Origin of the sequence: Corallococcus sp. AB038B (assembly GCF_003668955.1) — a bacterium.
Lineage (GTDB): Bacteria > Myxococcota > Myxococcia > Myxococcales > Myxococcaceae > Corallococcus > Corallococcus exiguus.
In genome coordinates, this window is sequence record NZ_RAWO01000002.1 from 811,592 (window position 1) to 826,297 (window position 14,706).

At 70.4% G+C, this 14,706-nt stretch carries 10 protein-coding genes; 6 read left to right on the plus strand and 4 right to left on the minus strand.

Annotated elements, in window-relative coordinates; all coding sequences use genetic code 11:
* Positions 1–13: 13 nt before the first annotated feature.
* Entirely contained in the window at positions 14–787 is a 774-nt protein-coding gene (locus D7Y04_RS14345; protein WP_121759690.1) for a thioesterase II family protein, read from the minus strand.
* A gap of 235 nt (positions 788–1,022) precedes the next feature.
* On the opposite strand from D7Y04_RS14345, the gene cysD reads away from it, so the two are divergent.
* The 6 genes from cysD to D7Y04_RS14375 all read left to right on the plus strand — a co-directional run bounded on the left by cysD (position 1,023) and on the right by D7Y04_RS14375 (position 10,166).
* The gene (gene cysD, locus D7Y04_RS14350; RefSeq protein WP_120578874.1) at positions 1,023–1,928 is read left to right on the plus strand and encodes a sulfate adenylyltransferase subunit CysD; all 906 of its coding nucleotides are present in this window, start codon (positions 1,023–1,025) and stop codon (positions 1,926–1,928) included.
* Positions 1,928–3,193, plus strand: a complete 1,266-nt coding sequence (locus D7Y04_RS14355; protein ID WP_120596096.1) for a sulfate adenylyltransferase subunit 1 — start codon at positions 1,928–1,930, stop codon at positions 3,191–3,193. Before cysD ends, D7Y04_RS14355 begins: the two co-directional genes overlap by 1 nt.
* Before the next feature lie 10 nt (positions 3,194–3,203).
* Positions 3,204–3,764: an adenylyl-sulfate kinase gene (gene cysC / locus D7Y04_RS14360; RefSeq protein WP_120578876.1), complete on the plus strand. Its 561-nt coding sequence runs from the start codon at positions 3,204–3,206 to the stop codon at positions 3,762–3,764.
* A 99-nt stretch (positions 3,765–3,863) separates the two neighbouring features.
* Positions 3,864–5,651: an FHA domain-containing protein gene (locus D7Y04_RS14365; protein WP_121759691.1), complete on the plus strand. Its 1,788-nt coding sequence runs from the start codon at positions 3,864–3,866 to the stop codon at positions 5,649–5,651.
* 8 nt (positions 5,652–5,659) lie between these two features.
* Positions 5,660–9,751 carry a TOMM system kinase/cyclase fusion protein gene (locus D7Y04_RS14370; protein WP_233601413.1) on the plus strand — a complete coding sequence of 1,364 codons (4,092 nt, stop codon included), beginning with the start codon at positions 5,660–5,662 and terminating at the stop codon, positions 9,749–9,751.
* Position 9,752: 1 nt separating this feature from the next.
* The gene (locus D7Y04_RS14375; protein ID WP_158620662.1) at positions 9,753–10,166 is read left to right on the plus strand and encodes a BMA_0021/BMA_0022 family TOMM bacteriocin; all 414 of its coding nucleotides are present in this window, start codon (positions 9,753–9,755) and stop codon (positions 10,164–10,166) included.
* A gap of 16 nt (positions 10,167–10,182) precedes the next feature.
* On the opposite strand, the gene D7Y04_RS14380 is transcribed toward D7Y04_RS14375, so the two are convergent.
* Genes D7Y04_RS14380 through D7Y04_RS14390 form a run of 3 tightly spaced genes read right to left on the minus strand, consistent with a single transcriptional unit; the run spans position 10,183 to position 14,704 of the window.
* Positions 10,183–11,580: a SagB family peptide dehydrogenase gene (locus D7Y04_RS14380; protein WP_121759693.1), complete on the minus strand. Its 1,398-nt coding sequence runs from the start codon at positions 11,578–11,580 to the stop codon at positions 10,183–10,185.
* 10 nt (positions 11,581–11,590) lie between these two features.
* Complete coding sequence (locus D7Y04_RS14385; protein WP_121759694.1) at positions 11,591–12,748, minus strand: amidohydrolase family protein; 1,158 nt, start codon at positions 12,746–12,748, stop codon at positions 11,591–11,593.
* 3 nt (positions 12,749–12,751) lie between these two features.
* Entirely contained in the window at positions 12,752–14,704 is a 1,953-nt protein-coding gene (locus tag D7Y04_RS14390; protein WP_121759695.1) for a radical SAM protein, read from the minus strand.
* Positions 14,705–14,706: the final 2 nt, after the last annotated feature.

Below are 14,706 nucleotides of genomic sequence, written 5' to 3' on the forward strand. Positions count from 1 at the left end.
TGGGACTATCGCCTCAGGTCGTGGCCGTCATCCAGCGCGTCAGGTCCTCGCGCACGGCGGCCAGCACCGGCGGTCCGTGCGTGCGGATGAAGAAGTGGCCGCCCTCGAAGTGGCGGAGGCGCACGTCGGCGGTGGACTCCGCGCGCCAGTGCTCCATCACGTCCAGGCCCACGTGCTTGTCCCCCTTGCCCGCGTACACGGACAGCGGGATGTCCAGCGGGGCCGTGTCCTTGCCGTTCTCCGACCAGGCCAGCGCGAAGTCCGCGCGCAGCGTGGGGAGGATGAGCTCCAGCAGCTCCTTGTGCTGGAGGACCTCCTCCGGCGTGCCGTCGTACTCGCGCAGCTTCGCGATGAACCCCGCATCATCCAGCGTGTGGATGGGCTCCCGGTCGTTGTGCGACGGCGGGGGTGCCGCCGCGGCGATGAAGCCCAGCGGCTTCGGGCCACCCTGGCGCTTCAGCGTCCGGGCCACCTCCAGGCCGATGCGCGCCCCCATGCTGTAGCCGAACAGCGCGAAGGGCCGGTCCATCAGCGGCGTCAGCGCCGGCATCAGCACGTCCATCAGCTCCGGCATGGACTTGAGCGCGGGCTCCATCAGGCGCCGCTCACGCCCGGGCAGCTGCACCGCGCACAGCTCCACGCCCGTGGGCAGCGCCATGCCCCAGGACTGGTAGATGGCCGCGCTCCCGCCGGCGAACGGCAGGCAGAACAGGCGCAGGCGCGGCTCCGGGAGCGGCTTGCGGGACGGGAACCAACGGTCGAGGACGGGAGGGGTTGCGCTTGCCATGGCGCGGCCGTCTATACCATGCGCCCCCCTCACGGAAACCGCCTCCCGCACACCGGGTGGGGGCCCCGGGCACGCACCGGGAGTGGGGCCGTGAAACATCCATCCCAGCAGGTCCTCCGGCCATGTTTCATCGCCCCCTCCGGCATGTCGCATCCGGCGTGTCTCACACTCGCGGAAGCGGAAACCTTCACGGCCACGGTTGGGCGTGGGAAGGGTTGTGGTAGCTTGCCTGACCGTGAGCTACGAGCTTTCACATCTTGAGGCGCTGGAAGCCGAGTCCATCTTCATCATCCGGGAAGTCGCGGCGGAGCTGGACCGGCCGGTGCTGCTCTTCTCCGGTGGGAAGGACTCCGCGGTGATGTTGCACCTGGCGGTCAAGGCCTTCTGGCCCGCACCGCTGCCGTTTCCGCTGATGCACGTGGACACGGGGCACAACTTCCCGGAGGTCATCCAGTATCGCGATGAACGGGTGGCGGAACTGGGCGCGCGGCTCATCGTCGCGTCCGTGCAGGAGGCCATCGACGCGGGGAAGCTGACGGAGGAGAAGGGTCCTCGCGCGTCCCGCAACCGCCTGCAGACGCAGCCGCTGCTGGAGGCCATCGAGAAGAACGGCTTCAACGCCGTCTTCGGCGGCGCCCGGCGCGACGAGGAGAAGGCCCGCGCGAAGGAGCGCGTCTATTCCTTCCGCGACGAGTTCGGCCAGTGGGATCCGAAGAACCAGCGGCCGGAGCTGTGGTCGCTCTACAACGGCCGCCACCGCCGCGGTGAGCACCTGCGCGTGTTCCCCCTGTCCAACTGGACCGAGCTGGACATCTGGCAGTACATCGGCCGGGAGAACGTGGCGCTGCCGTCCATCTACTACACGCACCGGCGCGAGGTGTTCCGCCGGGACGGCATGCTGATGGCATGGTCGCCCTTCATGTCCATGATTCCCGGCGAGACGGTGACGACGGAGACGGTGCGCTTCCGCACCGTGGGCGACATGACGTGCACCGCGTGCGTGCCGTCCACCGCGTCCACGGTGGCGCAGGTCATCGATGAGGTGACGGCCTCCCGCGTGACGGAGCGTGGCGCCAGCCGCGCGGACGACAAGTTCTCTGAGACGGCGATGGAAGACCGCAAGCGCGAGGGATACTTCTAGTGGAACTGCTGAGATTCGCGACCGCGGGCTCCGTGGATGACGGCAAGAGCACCCTCATCGGGCGGCTGTTGTACGACACGAAGTCCATCCTCGAGGACCAGCTCGCCGCGGTGGAGCGCACGAGCCAGGCCCGGGGCGACGAGTACGTCAACCTGGCGCTGCTCCTGGACGGCCTGAAGGCCGAGCGCGAGCAGGGCATCACCATCGACGTGGCTTACCGCTACTTCTCCACGGCGAAGCGCAAGTTCATCATCGCGGATACGCCCGGACACCTGCAGTACACGCGCAACATGGTGACGGGTGCGTCCACGGCGGACCTGGCGCTCATCCTGGTGGACGCGCGCAAGGGCGTGCTGGAGCAGACGCGCCGCCACGCGTTCATCGCGTCGCTGCTGCGCGTGCCGCACCTGGTGCTGTGCGTGAACAAGATGGACCTGGTGGACTACGACCAGGGCGTCTTCGACCGCATCCGGGAGGAGTTCCGCCAGTTCTCCATGAAGCTGGACGTGTCCGACCTGTCGTTCATCCCCATCTCCGCGCTGGGCGGGGACAACGTGGTGACGCGCTCGGAGAAGATGACCTGGTACCAGGGCCCCACGCTCCTGCACCACCTGGAGAACGTGCACATCGCGTCCGACCGGGACCTCATCCACCTGCGCTTCCCCGTGCAGGGCGTCATCCGGCCCGCGTCCGCGAAGAAGTTCCACGACTACCGCGCGTACTCCGGGCAGCTCCTGGGCGGCGTGATGCGTCCGGGCGACGAGGTGATGGTGATGCCGTCCGGCTTCACCACGCGCATCAAGTCGCTGGAGCTGGCCGGCAAGCCGCTGACGGAGGCGTTCCCGCCCATGTCGGTGAACGTGTCGCTGGAGGAGGAGCTGGACATCAGCCGCGGCGACATGCTGTGCCGCCCGGGCAACCCGCCCACCGCGAGCCAGGACATCGACGCGATGGTGTGCTGGTTGTCGGACGCGACGCAGCTCAACAGCGGCTCGCGTCTGGCCATCAAGCACACCACCCGCATGGCGCGCGCCATGGTGAAGCAGCTGCACTACCGGCTGGACGTCAACACGCTGCACCGCGACGACCAGAGCCCCGGCTTGAAGCTCAACGAGGTGGGCCGGGTGACGCTGCGCACGACGGTGCCGCTCTTCTTCGACGAGTACCGGCGCAACCGCAGCACCGGCAGCTTCATCCTCGTGGACGAGGGCACCAACGCCACCGTGGGCGCGGGGATGATCAACGGTCCCGCGGTGGACAGGTAGGGGAGTGGCGATGCAACAGCGTCCGGGCTTCATCCTCTGGTTCACTGGCATGTCCGGCGCGGGCAAGAGCACGCTGTCCGCCGCCGTGGCACGGCAGCTGTCGCCCGTGCAGCGCGTGGAGCTGCTCGACGGGGACGAGGTGCGCACGTACCTCTCCCGCGGCCTGGGCTTCAGCCGCGCGGACCGCGAGGAGAACGTCCGGCGCATCGGCTACGTGGCGCGCGTGCTGGCCAAGCACGAGGTGGGCGTCATCACCGCCGCCATCTCTCCGTACAAGAACTCCCGCGACGAGGTGCGTGCCCTGGCCACCCAGGCAGGCATCCCGTTCCTGGAGTGCTACGTCCAGGCCAGCCTGGACGCGCTCATCGCCCGCGACGTGAAGGGGCTCTACAAGAAGGCCCTGGCCGGGGAGATTCCGCACTTCACCGGCGTGTCGGACCCGTACGAGCCGCCCGAGTCCCCGGAAATCACCGTCCGCTCCGACGCGGAGACGGTGGATGCGGGGCTGGAGCGCATCCTCGACACGCTGCGCGACCGGGGGCTCCTGGCTCCGGCCGCGAGCGCCGCTTAAGGCAAGGGCCCGCCGCCCCGGCTGAATCCGCCGGGGCGGTTCGCGCGCGAGCTTTTCGGCTAGGCTTGCGACCCTGGAGGGGGTCTGAAGGCCGTGCCGATGCTCGTCTACAACCCTGGGCAACCGGATGAGCTGTCCTACCCATTGGGGGACGTGCCCATCACCATTGGCCGCGCGGACGACCAGGGAATCTGCATTCCCCACCGCAGCCTGTCGCGCCAGCACGCCCGCATCGAGTCCTCCGACGGGCGCTTCTTCGTCACCGACCTGCAGAGCAAGAACGGCACGTTCGTCAACGGCGTGCAGATCCGCCGCAAGGAGCTGCGCCCCGGCGACACGCTGACGCTGGGCGACCTCGTCTTCCTGCTCACCCACGAAGCACCACCGGCCGCACCCGCGGGCCCGCCCGGCTCGGCGTCCGGCGCGCCCGACGAACCCCGTCCCCAGCTCACGCGCGCGCTCACCCGCGTGCCGCTGAAGACGCTGGTGAAGGCGGTGTCCGGTTCGGAGAAGTCCGCGGTGGAGGCCCCCAGCACGGCCACGCGCGCCCGCGAGCGGATGCGCATCCTCCAGGAGGTGGCGAAGCTGTTGTCCGGCACGGACGACCTGGAGGCGCTGCCCGGCAGGGTGCTGGACCTGGCGTTTCAAATCCTCCACGTGGAGCGGGGCGTCATCCTGCTCATGGACGAGGCCACCGGGAAGCTGGAGCCGCGCGTGACGAAGACGGCCGAGGGCACGGCCGTGCGCGGGCCCATCTACAGCCAGAACATCGTGGACTTCGTGCTGCGCCGGAGCGTGGCGGCGCTCTTCTCCGACGCGGTGAATGATCCGCGCCTGGGCGCCGCGGAGTCCGTCATCTTCAGCTCCATCCGCGCCTCCATGTGCGTGCCGCTCAAGCCCCGCGACGAGGTGCTGGGCGTGCTGTACGTGGACAACGTCTCCACTCCCAAGAGCTTCTCCGAGGACGACCTGGAGTTCCTCGTCGCGTTCGCGGGGCAGGCGGCGCTCGCGCTGGAGAACGCGAGGCTCTACCGCCGCATCGAGCAGGAGACGGTGCAGCGCATGCAGCTCATCATGGACGCGAAGCTGGCCTCGCTCGCGGCGCTGGTGGGCGGCATGGCGCACGAGCTGCGCAACCCGCTCAACTTCATCAGCAACTTCGCCGGCCTCTCCGTGGGCCTCACGGAGGACCTGGCCAGCGTGCTGGAGCCGCAGCGCGAACGGCTGACGGTGGGCTCCGCGAGCGACGTGGATGAAGCGCTCGCGTGCCTGCGCACCAACGTGCAGAAGATCAACGAGCACGGCCGCCGTGCGGACGCGCTCATCCAGAACATGCTCCAGCACGCGCGCCGCTCGCCCGGTCCGCGCGAGCAGGTGGAGCTGAACGCGCTGGTCGCGGAGGGCATCGCGCTGGGACAGGGCGGCATGCGCGGCGAACCCCTGACCGTCCACCTGGATGCCGAGTACGACCCGGACGTGGGACGGCTGGAGTTGAGTCGCGCGGACGTGAGCCGCGTCATCATCAACGTCGTGGACAACGCGCTCTACGCCATGCGTCAGAAGCGCCAGACGCAGGGGGCCACGTACGTGCCGGTGCTCAAGGCTCGCACCCTCGCGCGTCAGGAGCAGGTGGAGGTCCGGCTGCGCGATAACGGGCCGGGCATCCCCGCGGAGAGTGCGGGAAGAATCTTCGACCCCTTCTTCACCACGAAGCCACCAGGGCAGGGGACGGGGCTGGGGCTGTCGCTCAGCCATGACATCATCGTGCAGGGCCACCAGGGCACGTTCCGCATGGAGTCGGTGCCGGGTGAGTTCACGGAGTTCGTCATCACCCTGCCCAGGCGGGGGGGACGGTCATCAATGGAGCGAGGCTCGGGAACGCGATGAAGAACCCAATGGATCCCCAGCTGTTGGAAGCCTTCCAGGGCCGGTACGAACTCCTGTCGGAGCTGGGAGAGGGCGGCTTCGGCCGCGTCTACAAGGCCCGCCAGGTGACCACCGGCCAGAACGTGGCGGTGAAGCTCCTGCGCCTGACAGACGGCGCGACGCCGGAGTCCGTGGAGCGCCGCAGCGCGCGCTTCGAGCGCGAGATGAAGCTGTGCGCGCAGATGCACCACCCCAACATCGTGCGGCTCATCGATTCAGGCCGCGCGCAGGGCGGCGCCGTCTACTCCATCTTCGAGTTCGTGCCGGGAAAGAACCTGGCGCAGGTGCTCGCGGAGGAGGGCGTGTTGGATCCGGTGGAGACGCGCCACCTGATGCTCCAGTTGCTGGATGCGCTGGCGTGCGCGCACGCGCAGAACGTGGTGCACCGCGACCTGAAGCCCGCGAACATCATGGTCGTGCCCACCGGCGCCCGTCGCAACGCGCTGGTGCTGGACTTCGGCATCGGGTCGGTGACGGACGAGCTGACGCGCACGGAAGCGCAGCCGCGCATCACGTCCACCAATGAGTCGCTGGGCACGCCGTCGTACGCGGCGCCGGAGCAGCTTCGCGGGCAGGCGCCCACGCCGCGCTCGGACCTGTACGCGTGGGGGCTGGTGTTCCTGGAGTGCCTCACCGGCCGCCGCATCTTCGAGGGCGCCACCGTCGCGGAGGTCATCTTCCAGCAGCTCTCCTCGGAGCCGGTGCCCATTCCGCCGGCCATCGCCGCGCACCCGCTGGGCAAGCTGCTCCAGCGCGTCACCTCGAAGGACCCGTCCCAACGCACCGTGTCCGCGGAGGTGCTGCTGCGCCAACTGGAGGCGGTGGACGTGTCCAACCTGCCGCGCCGGCCCTCGCCCGTGCGCATCCAGCCCGCGGCGCCCAACGCCGAAACGGCGACGGTGGAGCTGTCCAGCCGCACGCCCAATGCCGTGTCCACGCGCTCGCGCCGGTGGGCGGAGGGCGAGCGCCGGCAGCTGACGGTGGTGTGCTGCACGCTGTCCGCCACGCAGACGGCGCCGGGGCCGGTGGACATCGAGGAGTTGGATCACGTGCTGGGCGCCCAGCAGGAGGTCTGCATCGAGATCGCCCGGCGCTACAACGGCCACATCGCCAGCGCGCTGGGCGACATCGTCCTCTTCTACTTCGGCTATCCGGCGGCGCGGGAGGACGACGCGCGGCGAGCGGCGCAGGCGGCGCTGGACATGGTGGCGGAGGTGAAGCGGCGCGGCCGTGCCATCGAAGCCGAGCGCGGCACCCGGGTGGAGATCCGCGTGGGCCTGCACACGGGCCTGGTGGTGTCGCGCGAGCAGCGGGATCCCACGCTCTCCGGCCTGGGCTTCGTGGTGGGCACCACGCCGAAGCTGGCCTTCCGGCTGTCTACTTCCGCGCCTTCGGGCGCCATCCTCGTCACGGGTGACACGCAGCAACTGGTGCGCAAGCACTTCCCGTTGGACCCCGCGCCCGCGTCCCCGAACGAGCTGTTGCCCCCGGGCCTGGAGACGTTCGTGCTCCAGGGCGCGGACGCGACATGGAGCGGCACCGACGACGCGCTCTCGCTCGTGGGCCGCTCACGCGAGCTGGACCTGGTGCTGTCGCGCTGGGAGCAGGCGCGCTCGGGGCAGGGGCAGGCGGTGCTCATCACCGGTGAGCCGGGCATCGGCAAGTCTCGCCTCATGCGCGAGCTGGGAGACCGGCTGGGCGCGGAGCCCCACACGTGGCTGGAGGCCCGCTGCACGGAGGACAGCTCCGGTCAGGCGTATGCCCCCGTGGTGGACCTGCTCACGCGGATGCTGGACCCGAACCGCGACCTGCCGCCGGAGGGCCGGCTGACGGGCCTGGAGGCGCTGCTGTCCGGCTACAGCTTCGAGCTGCCGGAGACGCTGCCCCTGTTCGCGTCGCTGCTGTCCCTGCCGCTGCCGCCGGAGCGTTGGGCTCCGCTGGACGTGTCGCCCTTGAAGCACCGGGAGCTCACGCGCAACGCGCTGCTCGCGTTCCTCGCCGCGATGGCGGAGCGGCAGCCCGTGGTGCTGGCGCTGGAGGACCTGCACTGGGCGGACCCGTCCACGCTGGAGCTGCTCAAGGCGCTGGTGGAGGAGGTGTCCTCGTCGCGCCTGCTCGCCGTGTTCAGCGCGCGGCCGGAGCTGGAGCCGCCCTGGGCCGCGTCGGCGGTGACGCAGGTGCAGCTGGGCGCGCTGGCTCGCGGGGAGGTGGAGCGGCTGGCCACCGCCGCCGTGGGAGGCCCGCTCTCGCCGGAGGCGCTGGAGGAGATCGCCACGCGCACGGATGGCATCCCGCTGTTCGTGGAGGAGCTGGTGCGCACGCTGCGGGAGTCCGGCGCACTGGTGGAGCGCGAGGGCCGATTCGCGCTGGATGCCAGCAAGGCGGGCCCCGCGGTGCCGGGCACATTGCGCGATTTGCTCGTCGCGCGCCTGGACCGGCTGGGCCGTGCGAAGGAGACCGCGCAGATCGCCTCCGTGCTGGGCCGTGAGCTGACGCATGAGCTGCTGCGCCACGTGAGCCCGCTGACTCCCGAGGCGCTGGAGGCGGACCTGGAGCGGCTGGTGGGCTCGGGGTTGCTGCACCGCAAGCGCCGGCCGAAGGGGCCCGTGTACCTCTTCAAGCACGCGCTGGTGCGGGACGCGGCCTACGACTCCATGCTCAAGCGGTACCGCCAGCAGATGCACGCGAAGACGGCGGAGGCGATGGAGGCGCACTTCCAGGAACAGGTGGAGTCGCGGCCGGATCTGCTCGCGCACCACTGGGCCGCCGCGAACCTGAAGCGCAAGGCCATCATCTACGCGCAGAAGGCCGCGTTCGCCGCGCTGGTGCGCTCCGCCTACCTGGAGGCCATCCTCTTCGCCCGGCTGGGCCTGTCGTGGCTGGACGCCATCGACGACCCGGTGGAGCGCGCGCAGTTGGAGCTGAGCCTCAACGGTGTGCTCGCGCCGGCGCTGATGTCCACGCAGGGCTGGCGCTCGCAGGACCTGCGCAACGTGGCCGAGCGTTCGCTGGAGCTGCTCTTCACGGTGGGAGAGAGCCCCTACGCGGCACCGACGCTGTGGGTCCTCTCCATCTTCTACCACCTGGGAGGTGATCAGCGCCGGGTGCGCGGATTGCTGGACCGTCTGGTCGCGCTCGCGCAGCGCACCGGAGACGCGGGCCAGGAGGCGGTGGCGCTCACCATCCTCTCCAACATCGAGTTGCTGGAAGGCCGCCTGGGCGAGGCGAAGGCGAAGGCGGACCGGTGCCTGGCGCTGTTCGACCCGGTCGCGCACCGGATGCACCGCATCCTCTACGGACAGGACACGCGCGTGGGCGGCGAGTCCGTGCTGTGCCGGGGGAAGTGGCTCTTGGGCTTCCCGGATCAGGCGAAGGCGCACGGCGAGGCCGCGGTGGCGTGGGGCCGCGAGCTGAACCACGGCACCAGCATCGGCCTGTCGTTCATCTACCTGCTGCTGATTGCCCAGGAGCATGGCGACCGGACGGAGGCGCTCCAGCTCATCTCCCAGCACACGGAGCTGTCCCACCGCTACGGCCTGCTGGAGCAGTCCGTCTACGTGGGCATCCTGCGCGCATGGGCCGTGAAGGACCTGGAGGCGATGCGGCGCAGCATCGCGCTGCGTGAGGCGTTCGGCACGGAGATGGACCAGCCGGCGTACTACGCCATGCTCGCGGAGCTGGAGCTGGAGCTGGGCCATGTGGAGGCGGCGCTCGCCTCCGTGGAGCGCGGACGGCAGCGCGCGCAGGCCCTGGGCGAGGCGTACCACGAGTCCAAGATGCTTCACGTCAAAGGGCGCGTGCTGCTGCAGCGGGATGGAAACACTGCACTCTCCGCGGAGACGTGCTTCCGGCAGGCGGCGGAGGTGGCACACGCACAGGGCGCGCGGATGCGGGAGCTGCAGGCCGTCACCGCCCTGACACGGGTGCTCCAGGCATCCGGGCGACAGGAAGAAGCCCGGCAACGCCTGCAAACGGTCTACAGTACCTTCTCCGAAGGATGGGGAACCCCGCCCGTCTCGGAGGCCCGCGCGCTGTTGGATGCGCTGGGAGGAGAAGGCTGACATGAGCAAGAAGAAGCCGGAGTCGAAGGCCGCGCCCGCAAGGGCCCGTCCGGTGGCGCGCAAGCCCACGCGGGGCCCGGAGTCCAAGGCCTCGGTGAATGACTGGCAGGCCGTGTGGATGCGCGCCGTCGCGCTGGCGTGGAAGGAGCCCGAGTTCGAGGCGGCCCTCCAGAAGGATCCGCGCCAGGCCCTCAAGAAGCGCTTCGACTTCGACCTGCCCGCCAGCATCCACCTGAAGGTCGTCCCCTCCACCGCGAAGGACGCGGTGACGGACGGCACCTGGAAGGTGAACAACGCGGAGGTGGAGCTGCACCTGCCGAAGAAGCCGGCGGACGTGGCGGACCACGCCGTGGCGCTCTCCAGCCTCACCGACACCTACGGCCGTTCGCACTGCTGCGGCAGCCCCTGCTGCTGAACGGCGCGCGGGGCGCTCAGCGGTCCGGAGAGTCTCCTCCCGACACCGCGAAGGCGCCCACGCTGGCCTCGCCGAAGCCGTCCACGCCCGCCACGCGCTGGAAGAAGTCCGGATCGCTCCGGCCCAGCGCGTAGGGCCGCAGTCCCTGCGCGGTGGACACCAGGTAGAGCGTCTGCACCAACGCTCCCGTGTCCTGCAGCACCAGCGAGTACGCCAGCGTCTCGTACTTCCACGCGAGCCGGGGCACGCGCGCGGCCACCACCATCAACACCTCCGGCCGATCGAAGGGCTCCACCGGCGCGCGGGCTTCGTCCAGCAGCGCGTGGAACTCCGGCGTGGGGCCGCTCAGCTTCTCCAGCCGGTGGCCCAGCGGGTCGTAGTGGTAGGCGCCCGGGGCCAGGCCCTGGCACTCGCCCACCATGGGGTAGAGCTCCAGCGCGTACGCCGCGCCCGCGCCGGGGTAGGGCCGGTCGGTGACTTCACCGTCCTGCGTGGTCCGCACGTCGCGCACGCGCGCGGCGCGGTAGAGCAGTTCGCCCAGCTGCTTCACGGTGAGCGGTGAAGCGCCCCGGCCTCGCAGGCTGCGGCGGTCCTCCAGCACCTCCGTGAAGGAGCGGTCGCCGCCAGCACGCAGCGCCTCCAGGTCCGGCCGGTACAGCTCCACGACCTCCTCGGTCACGGTGGGCTTGAGGGCGGGCGGGTTGGGAAGCTCTCCCCGGAAGCGGTAGGTGGCCCCGGCGCGCGTCTGGTGGCCCCAGCCGCGCGAGCGCAGGTGGAAGAGCAGGTCGTGCGGCTCCCACTGCTTGAGCGCCGTCTGCGTCTCCTCCGATGCCGGCACGTCCAGTCCGTTGGGGACCAGGATGCCCGTCTCCGCCAGCAGGCGCACCAGCTCACGCAGCGTGAAGGACTCGATGCCGGTGTTGAACTGGTTCAGCCGCGCCAGCAGCGTGGGGCGGGCCATGTCGAAGAGCAGCGACACCACGCGCCGGTCATGCAGCGCCGCGGTGGCGTGCACCGTGGGGCAGTCCAGCACCGCGCGGCCCTCCGCCATGCGCGTGTGCGCGAAGCGTGACAGCTGCAGCGGTTGGGCCGCGTCGAACGTCGCGCGGTGGCGCAGGAACGACGCGGATGCGGGTGTGAGCGTCAGGAGCAGGTTGCCGCGCTCCTCCACCGTCCACGACAGCAGGCCGCCGTCTCCCGCCAGGTCCAGCCAGTACCACGCGAGCGTCGTGTCCGAACCCGCGGCGGCCGGCACCTCCGTCTCGTGGATGCCTCCGTCCGCGAGCGACTCGAAGACGGCGCGCACACCGGGGGCCAGCGGGCCCAACCGCAGTGAGCGGCCAGGGCCCTCCACGCGCGCGTCCTCCGCGTCGGGGCAACGCAGCGCCACACCTTCGGCGAGCGACAATCTCATTCGTGATGCCTCACGGTTCCACACCGTAGAACCGAGTCGGGTTTTCCCAGAGAACCTTTCGTAGACGACTTTCGGTCATCACGTCACGCAAGGACAGCATCGCACCCAGTACATCCTCGCCGTGGTCGAGATGCGGGAAGTCGCTTCCGAAAACCAATCGGTCCTCCGGGAGGTGGCGCACCATGTCCGACAAGTACGGCTCGTCCGGTTCCATGGAAACGAAGCAGTGCTGGCGCAGGTAGGTTGAAGGGAGCTGTCGGATGGTGGCGGAGACCTCTGCACCCACAGCGCGATATTCCTCATCCAAACGCCACGCCCAGTACGGCAGCCAGCCGCAGCCCGCCTCCATGGCGCCAATGCGCAGGGCCGGGTGCCGCTCCAGCACGCCCCCCTGGAGGAGCGCGAGCAGCCCCATCATCAGCTCCATGGGGTGGGCGCACACGTGGTTGGCGAAGCGGGTGTCGAAGCGGTCCGCGCCCGCGGACGGCACGTAGACGTGGCCGCTGCCGTGGAGGACCACCGCGAGTGAGAGCTTCTCGCACTCGGACCAGAAGGGCTCGTAGGCGGCGTCCGACAGGAGCCGGCCGCCGATGGGGTTGGGGCGCACCATCACGGCGCGCCAGCCGAAGCCCGCGACGCGGCGGACCTCCGCGACCATGGCCTCTGGCTGGTGCCGGCTGATGAGTCCCACGCCGCGCAGGCGCTCCGGCTGGTGCGCGCAGAAGCCGTGCAGCCAGGTGTTGTAGACGGACGCGAACGCGGTGGCGACGCGGGGCTCGAGGGGGGAGAAGCCCTCCAGGAGCAACGCATAGGTGGGGAAGAGGGCCGCCATGTCCACGCCGTCGCGATCCATCTGGGCCAGGTACACGTCCGGCCGCTGCAGCAACTCATTGCGCCCCAGCTGCGCGTAGGAGCGCGCGGAGAACTCCAGCCAGGCCTTCTCCGGCATGTGGTTCCACAGCGGCTTGCCGTCCACTTCCGGCAGGGGCAGCACGGGCAGCAGGCCCTGGGGGCCCAACCGCGCCAGGCGCTCCTCCAGCGTCTCCTCGGGAAGGCGTCCGAGGCGGGGCGCGTGCCGGCGCAGGCCGGGCTCCAGCTGCTCCGCCCACAGGTTCAGCGGCTCCAGGACGTGCCGGTCCGCGTCGAAGATGTGAAGGCCGTCGCGCATCCGTCAGGGTCCCCAACTCGCGAGCTCGTCGCGCACGTCCTTGAGCAGTGCTTCCAGCAGGCCGGTGCGGCGCGCCTGGGTGCGGAGGGCCTGCTCCTCCGAGACCTCCAGCGTACCCGGATGGCCACCGCGCGCGGCCACCTGCCGGTCGCACAGCTCGCGCAGGAATTCGTGGTGCTGCGGCTGGAGCGCCTGGAAGCCTTCGCCCCAGCGGGCAACGAAGTCCACCAGCACGTCGCGTGAAGCCTCCGGCACCTTGCGGCGGTCCGGCAGGTCGCGGCTCAGGCGCACGAAGAGGTCCGGGAACACGTCGCGCATCGCGGTGGCGAAGCCGGGCGGGACGTAGACGGGCTGCGTGTCCGGGACGAGGTCGCCCTGGCGCTCGGCGGCCAGCACCGCGTCGAAGTCCGTGAAGAGTCGCTCATGGCGGCGGCGCTCGTTCTGGTTGCGCGCGAGGAAGAACACCGCGCGCGGCAGCATCGCCGGGGCGGTGCGGCGCACCTGGGCGAGCGTGTCCCCCAGGGCGTGGCGCTCGGATGGCGTCAGGGCCCAGGCGGCAGTGGCCTCGCGCAGGAAGCGGTCGGTGACGGCCTCCGGCCAGTGGGGCTCCTCCACCTGGGGCGGGCGCTGGATGCCGGCGATGAAGCCCCGGATGCGCTCGCAGGCAGCGTCCCAGGTGGACAGCCGCTCCACCAGGTCGCGGAAGCCTTCGAGCAGCTGGGGCCGCGTCATGCCCAGGGGCATCACGTTGAGCACGATGGCGCCCCGGTCCTTCGCGTGCGCCTTGCGGGGCGTGGCGAGCCGGCCTTCCGCGCGCAGCCGCGTCCACAGCTTCGTGCCGCGCGGAGCCTGGAGTGGCGCCACCACCACCCAGGGCAGGTGCGTGCGCTGGATGTTCGCGTGCAGCGAGTCGAAGACCGCGGGCGTGTCATGGTCGAATCCGACGATGAAGCTGCCCCGGGGCCCGATGCCGTGCGCCTGGATGTGCAAGAGGTCGCCCACGAGGTCCGCGCGCACGTTCTGGTGCTTCTGCGCTTCCTTGAGCGCGCCGATGTCGAAGGACTCGATGCCCAGGACGATGGTGTAGAAGTTGGCGTCCGCCATGCCTTCCAGCAGCGCGGCGTCGCGGCTCAGGTTCATCGTCACCTGGGTGAAGAAGCGCAGCGGACGGGGCAGGGCGCGGTTGAGGGGCACGAGCCCCGCGAGCACCTCCTTCGCGTACGCCGCGTCGCCGATGAACTCATCGTCCGCGAAGAAGACGCCCTCGGCTCCGAGCGCAGCGTGGGCGCGCACTTCGTCCAGCACGCGGTCCACCGGCTTGTGCCGCTGCTTGCGGCCGTACAGGTAGATGACGTCGCAGAACGAGCAGTCGAACGGACAGCCGCGCGTGGTCTGCACGGAGCCCCACGCGTAGCGCGGGAGGTCCGCCGCGATGGCGTCCCAGCGGGGCAGGGGGCTTTCGCTCAACGAGGGCTTGTCGAGCTGACGGTACTCGGGCGCGTACTCGCCCCCGAGCCAGTCCGCGAGGAAGCGCGGCCAGGTGCGCTCCGCCTCGTTGACGAAGAGGGCGTCGAAGAAGCCCCGGTAGTCCTCCGGCGCGGCGGAGATGGCGGGGCCGCCCGCGACCACGGTGGCGCCCAGGTCGCGGAAGTGCCCGCCCAGGAAGCGCGCCTGGTAGGTGAGGGCGGAGTACATCACCGACACGCCGACGATGTCGTAGTCCGGCAGCTCCGTGTCCGCGCGCAGCTGGCCGTGCAGCTCCTCGTCCCAGATGTCCACGGTGAAGCTGTCCGGCGTGAGCGCCGCGAGCGTCGCGCAGGCCAGCGGCGTCATCGTCGCGCGCTTCACCAGGCCACGCTCGGGATCGAAGTCCTCCGTCTCCCGGTCCACGTGGCGCCGGTCGGGGCCGCACTGGACGAGCAGGATGCGAGGCTTGGGTTCAGGAGGAGGCGCCATCG

What these genes read in the sequence shown, in the direction of transcription:
- D7Y04_RS14345 (WP_121759690.1), bottom strand. Translation starts at nt 787, where the DNA reads ATGGCAAGCGCAACCCCTCCCGTCCTCGACCGTTGGTTCCCGTCCCGC.
- cysC (WP_120578876.1), top strand. Translation starts at nt 3,204, where the DNA reads ATGCAACAGCGTCCGGGCTTCATCCTCTGGTTCACTGGCATGTCCGGC.
- D7Y04_RS14365 (WP_121759691.1), top strand. Translation starts at nt 3,864, where the DNA reads ATGCTCGTCTACAACCCTGGGCAACCGGATGAGCTGTCCTACCCATTG.
- D7Y04_RS14370 (WP_233601413.1), top strand. Translation starts at nt 5,660, where the DNA reads ATGGATCCCCAGCTGTTGGAAGCCTTCCAGGGCCGGTACGAACTCCTG.
- D7Y04_RS14375 (WP_158620662.1), top strand. Translation starts at nt 9,753, where the DNA reads ATGAGCAAGAAGAAGCCGGAGTCGAAGGCCGCGCCCGCAAGGGCCCGT.
- D7Y04_RS14380 (WP_121759693.1), bottom strand. Translation starts at nt 11,580, where the DNA reads ATGAGATTGTCGCTCGCCGAAGGTGTGGCGCTGCGTTGCCCCGACGCG.
- D7Y04_RS14385 (WP_121759694.1), bottom strand. Translation starts at nt 12,748, where the DNA reads ATGCGCGACGGCCTTCACATCTTCGACGCGGACCGGCACGTCCTGGAG.
- D7Y04_RS14390 (WP_121759695.1), bottom strand. Translation starts at nt 14,704, where the DNA reads ATGGCGCCTCCTCCTGAACCCAAGCCTCGCATCCTGCTCGTCCAGTGC.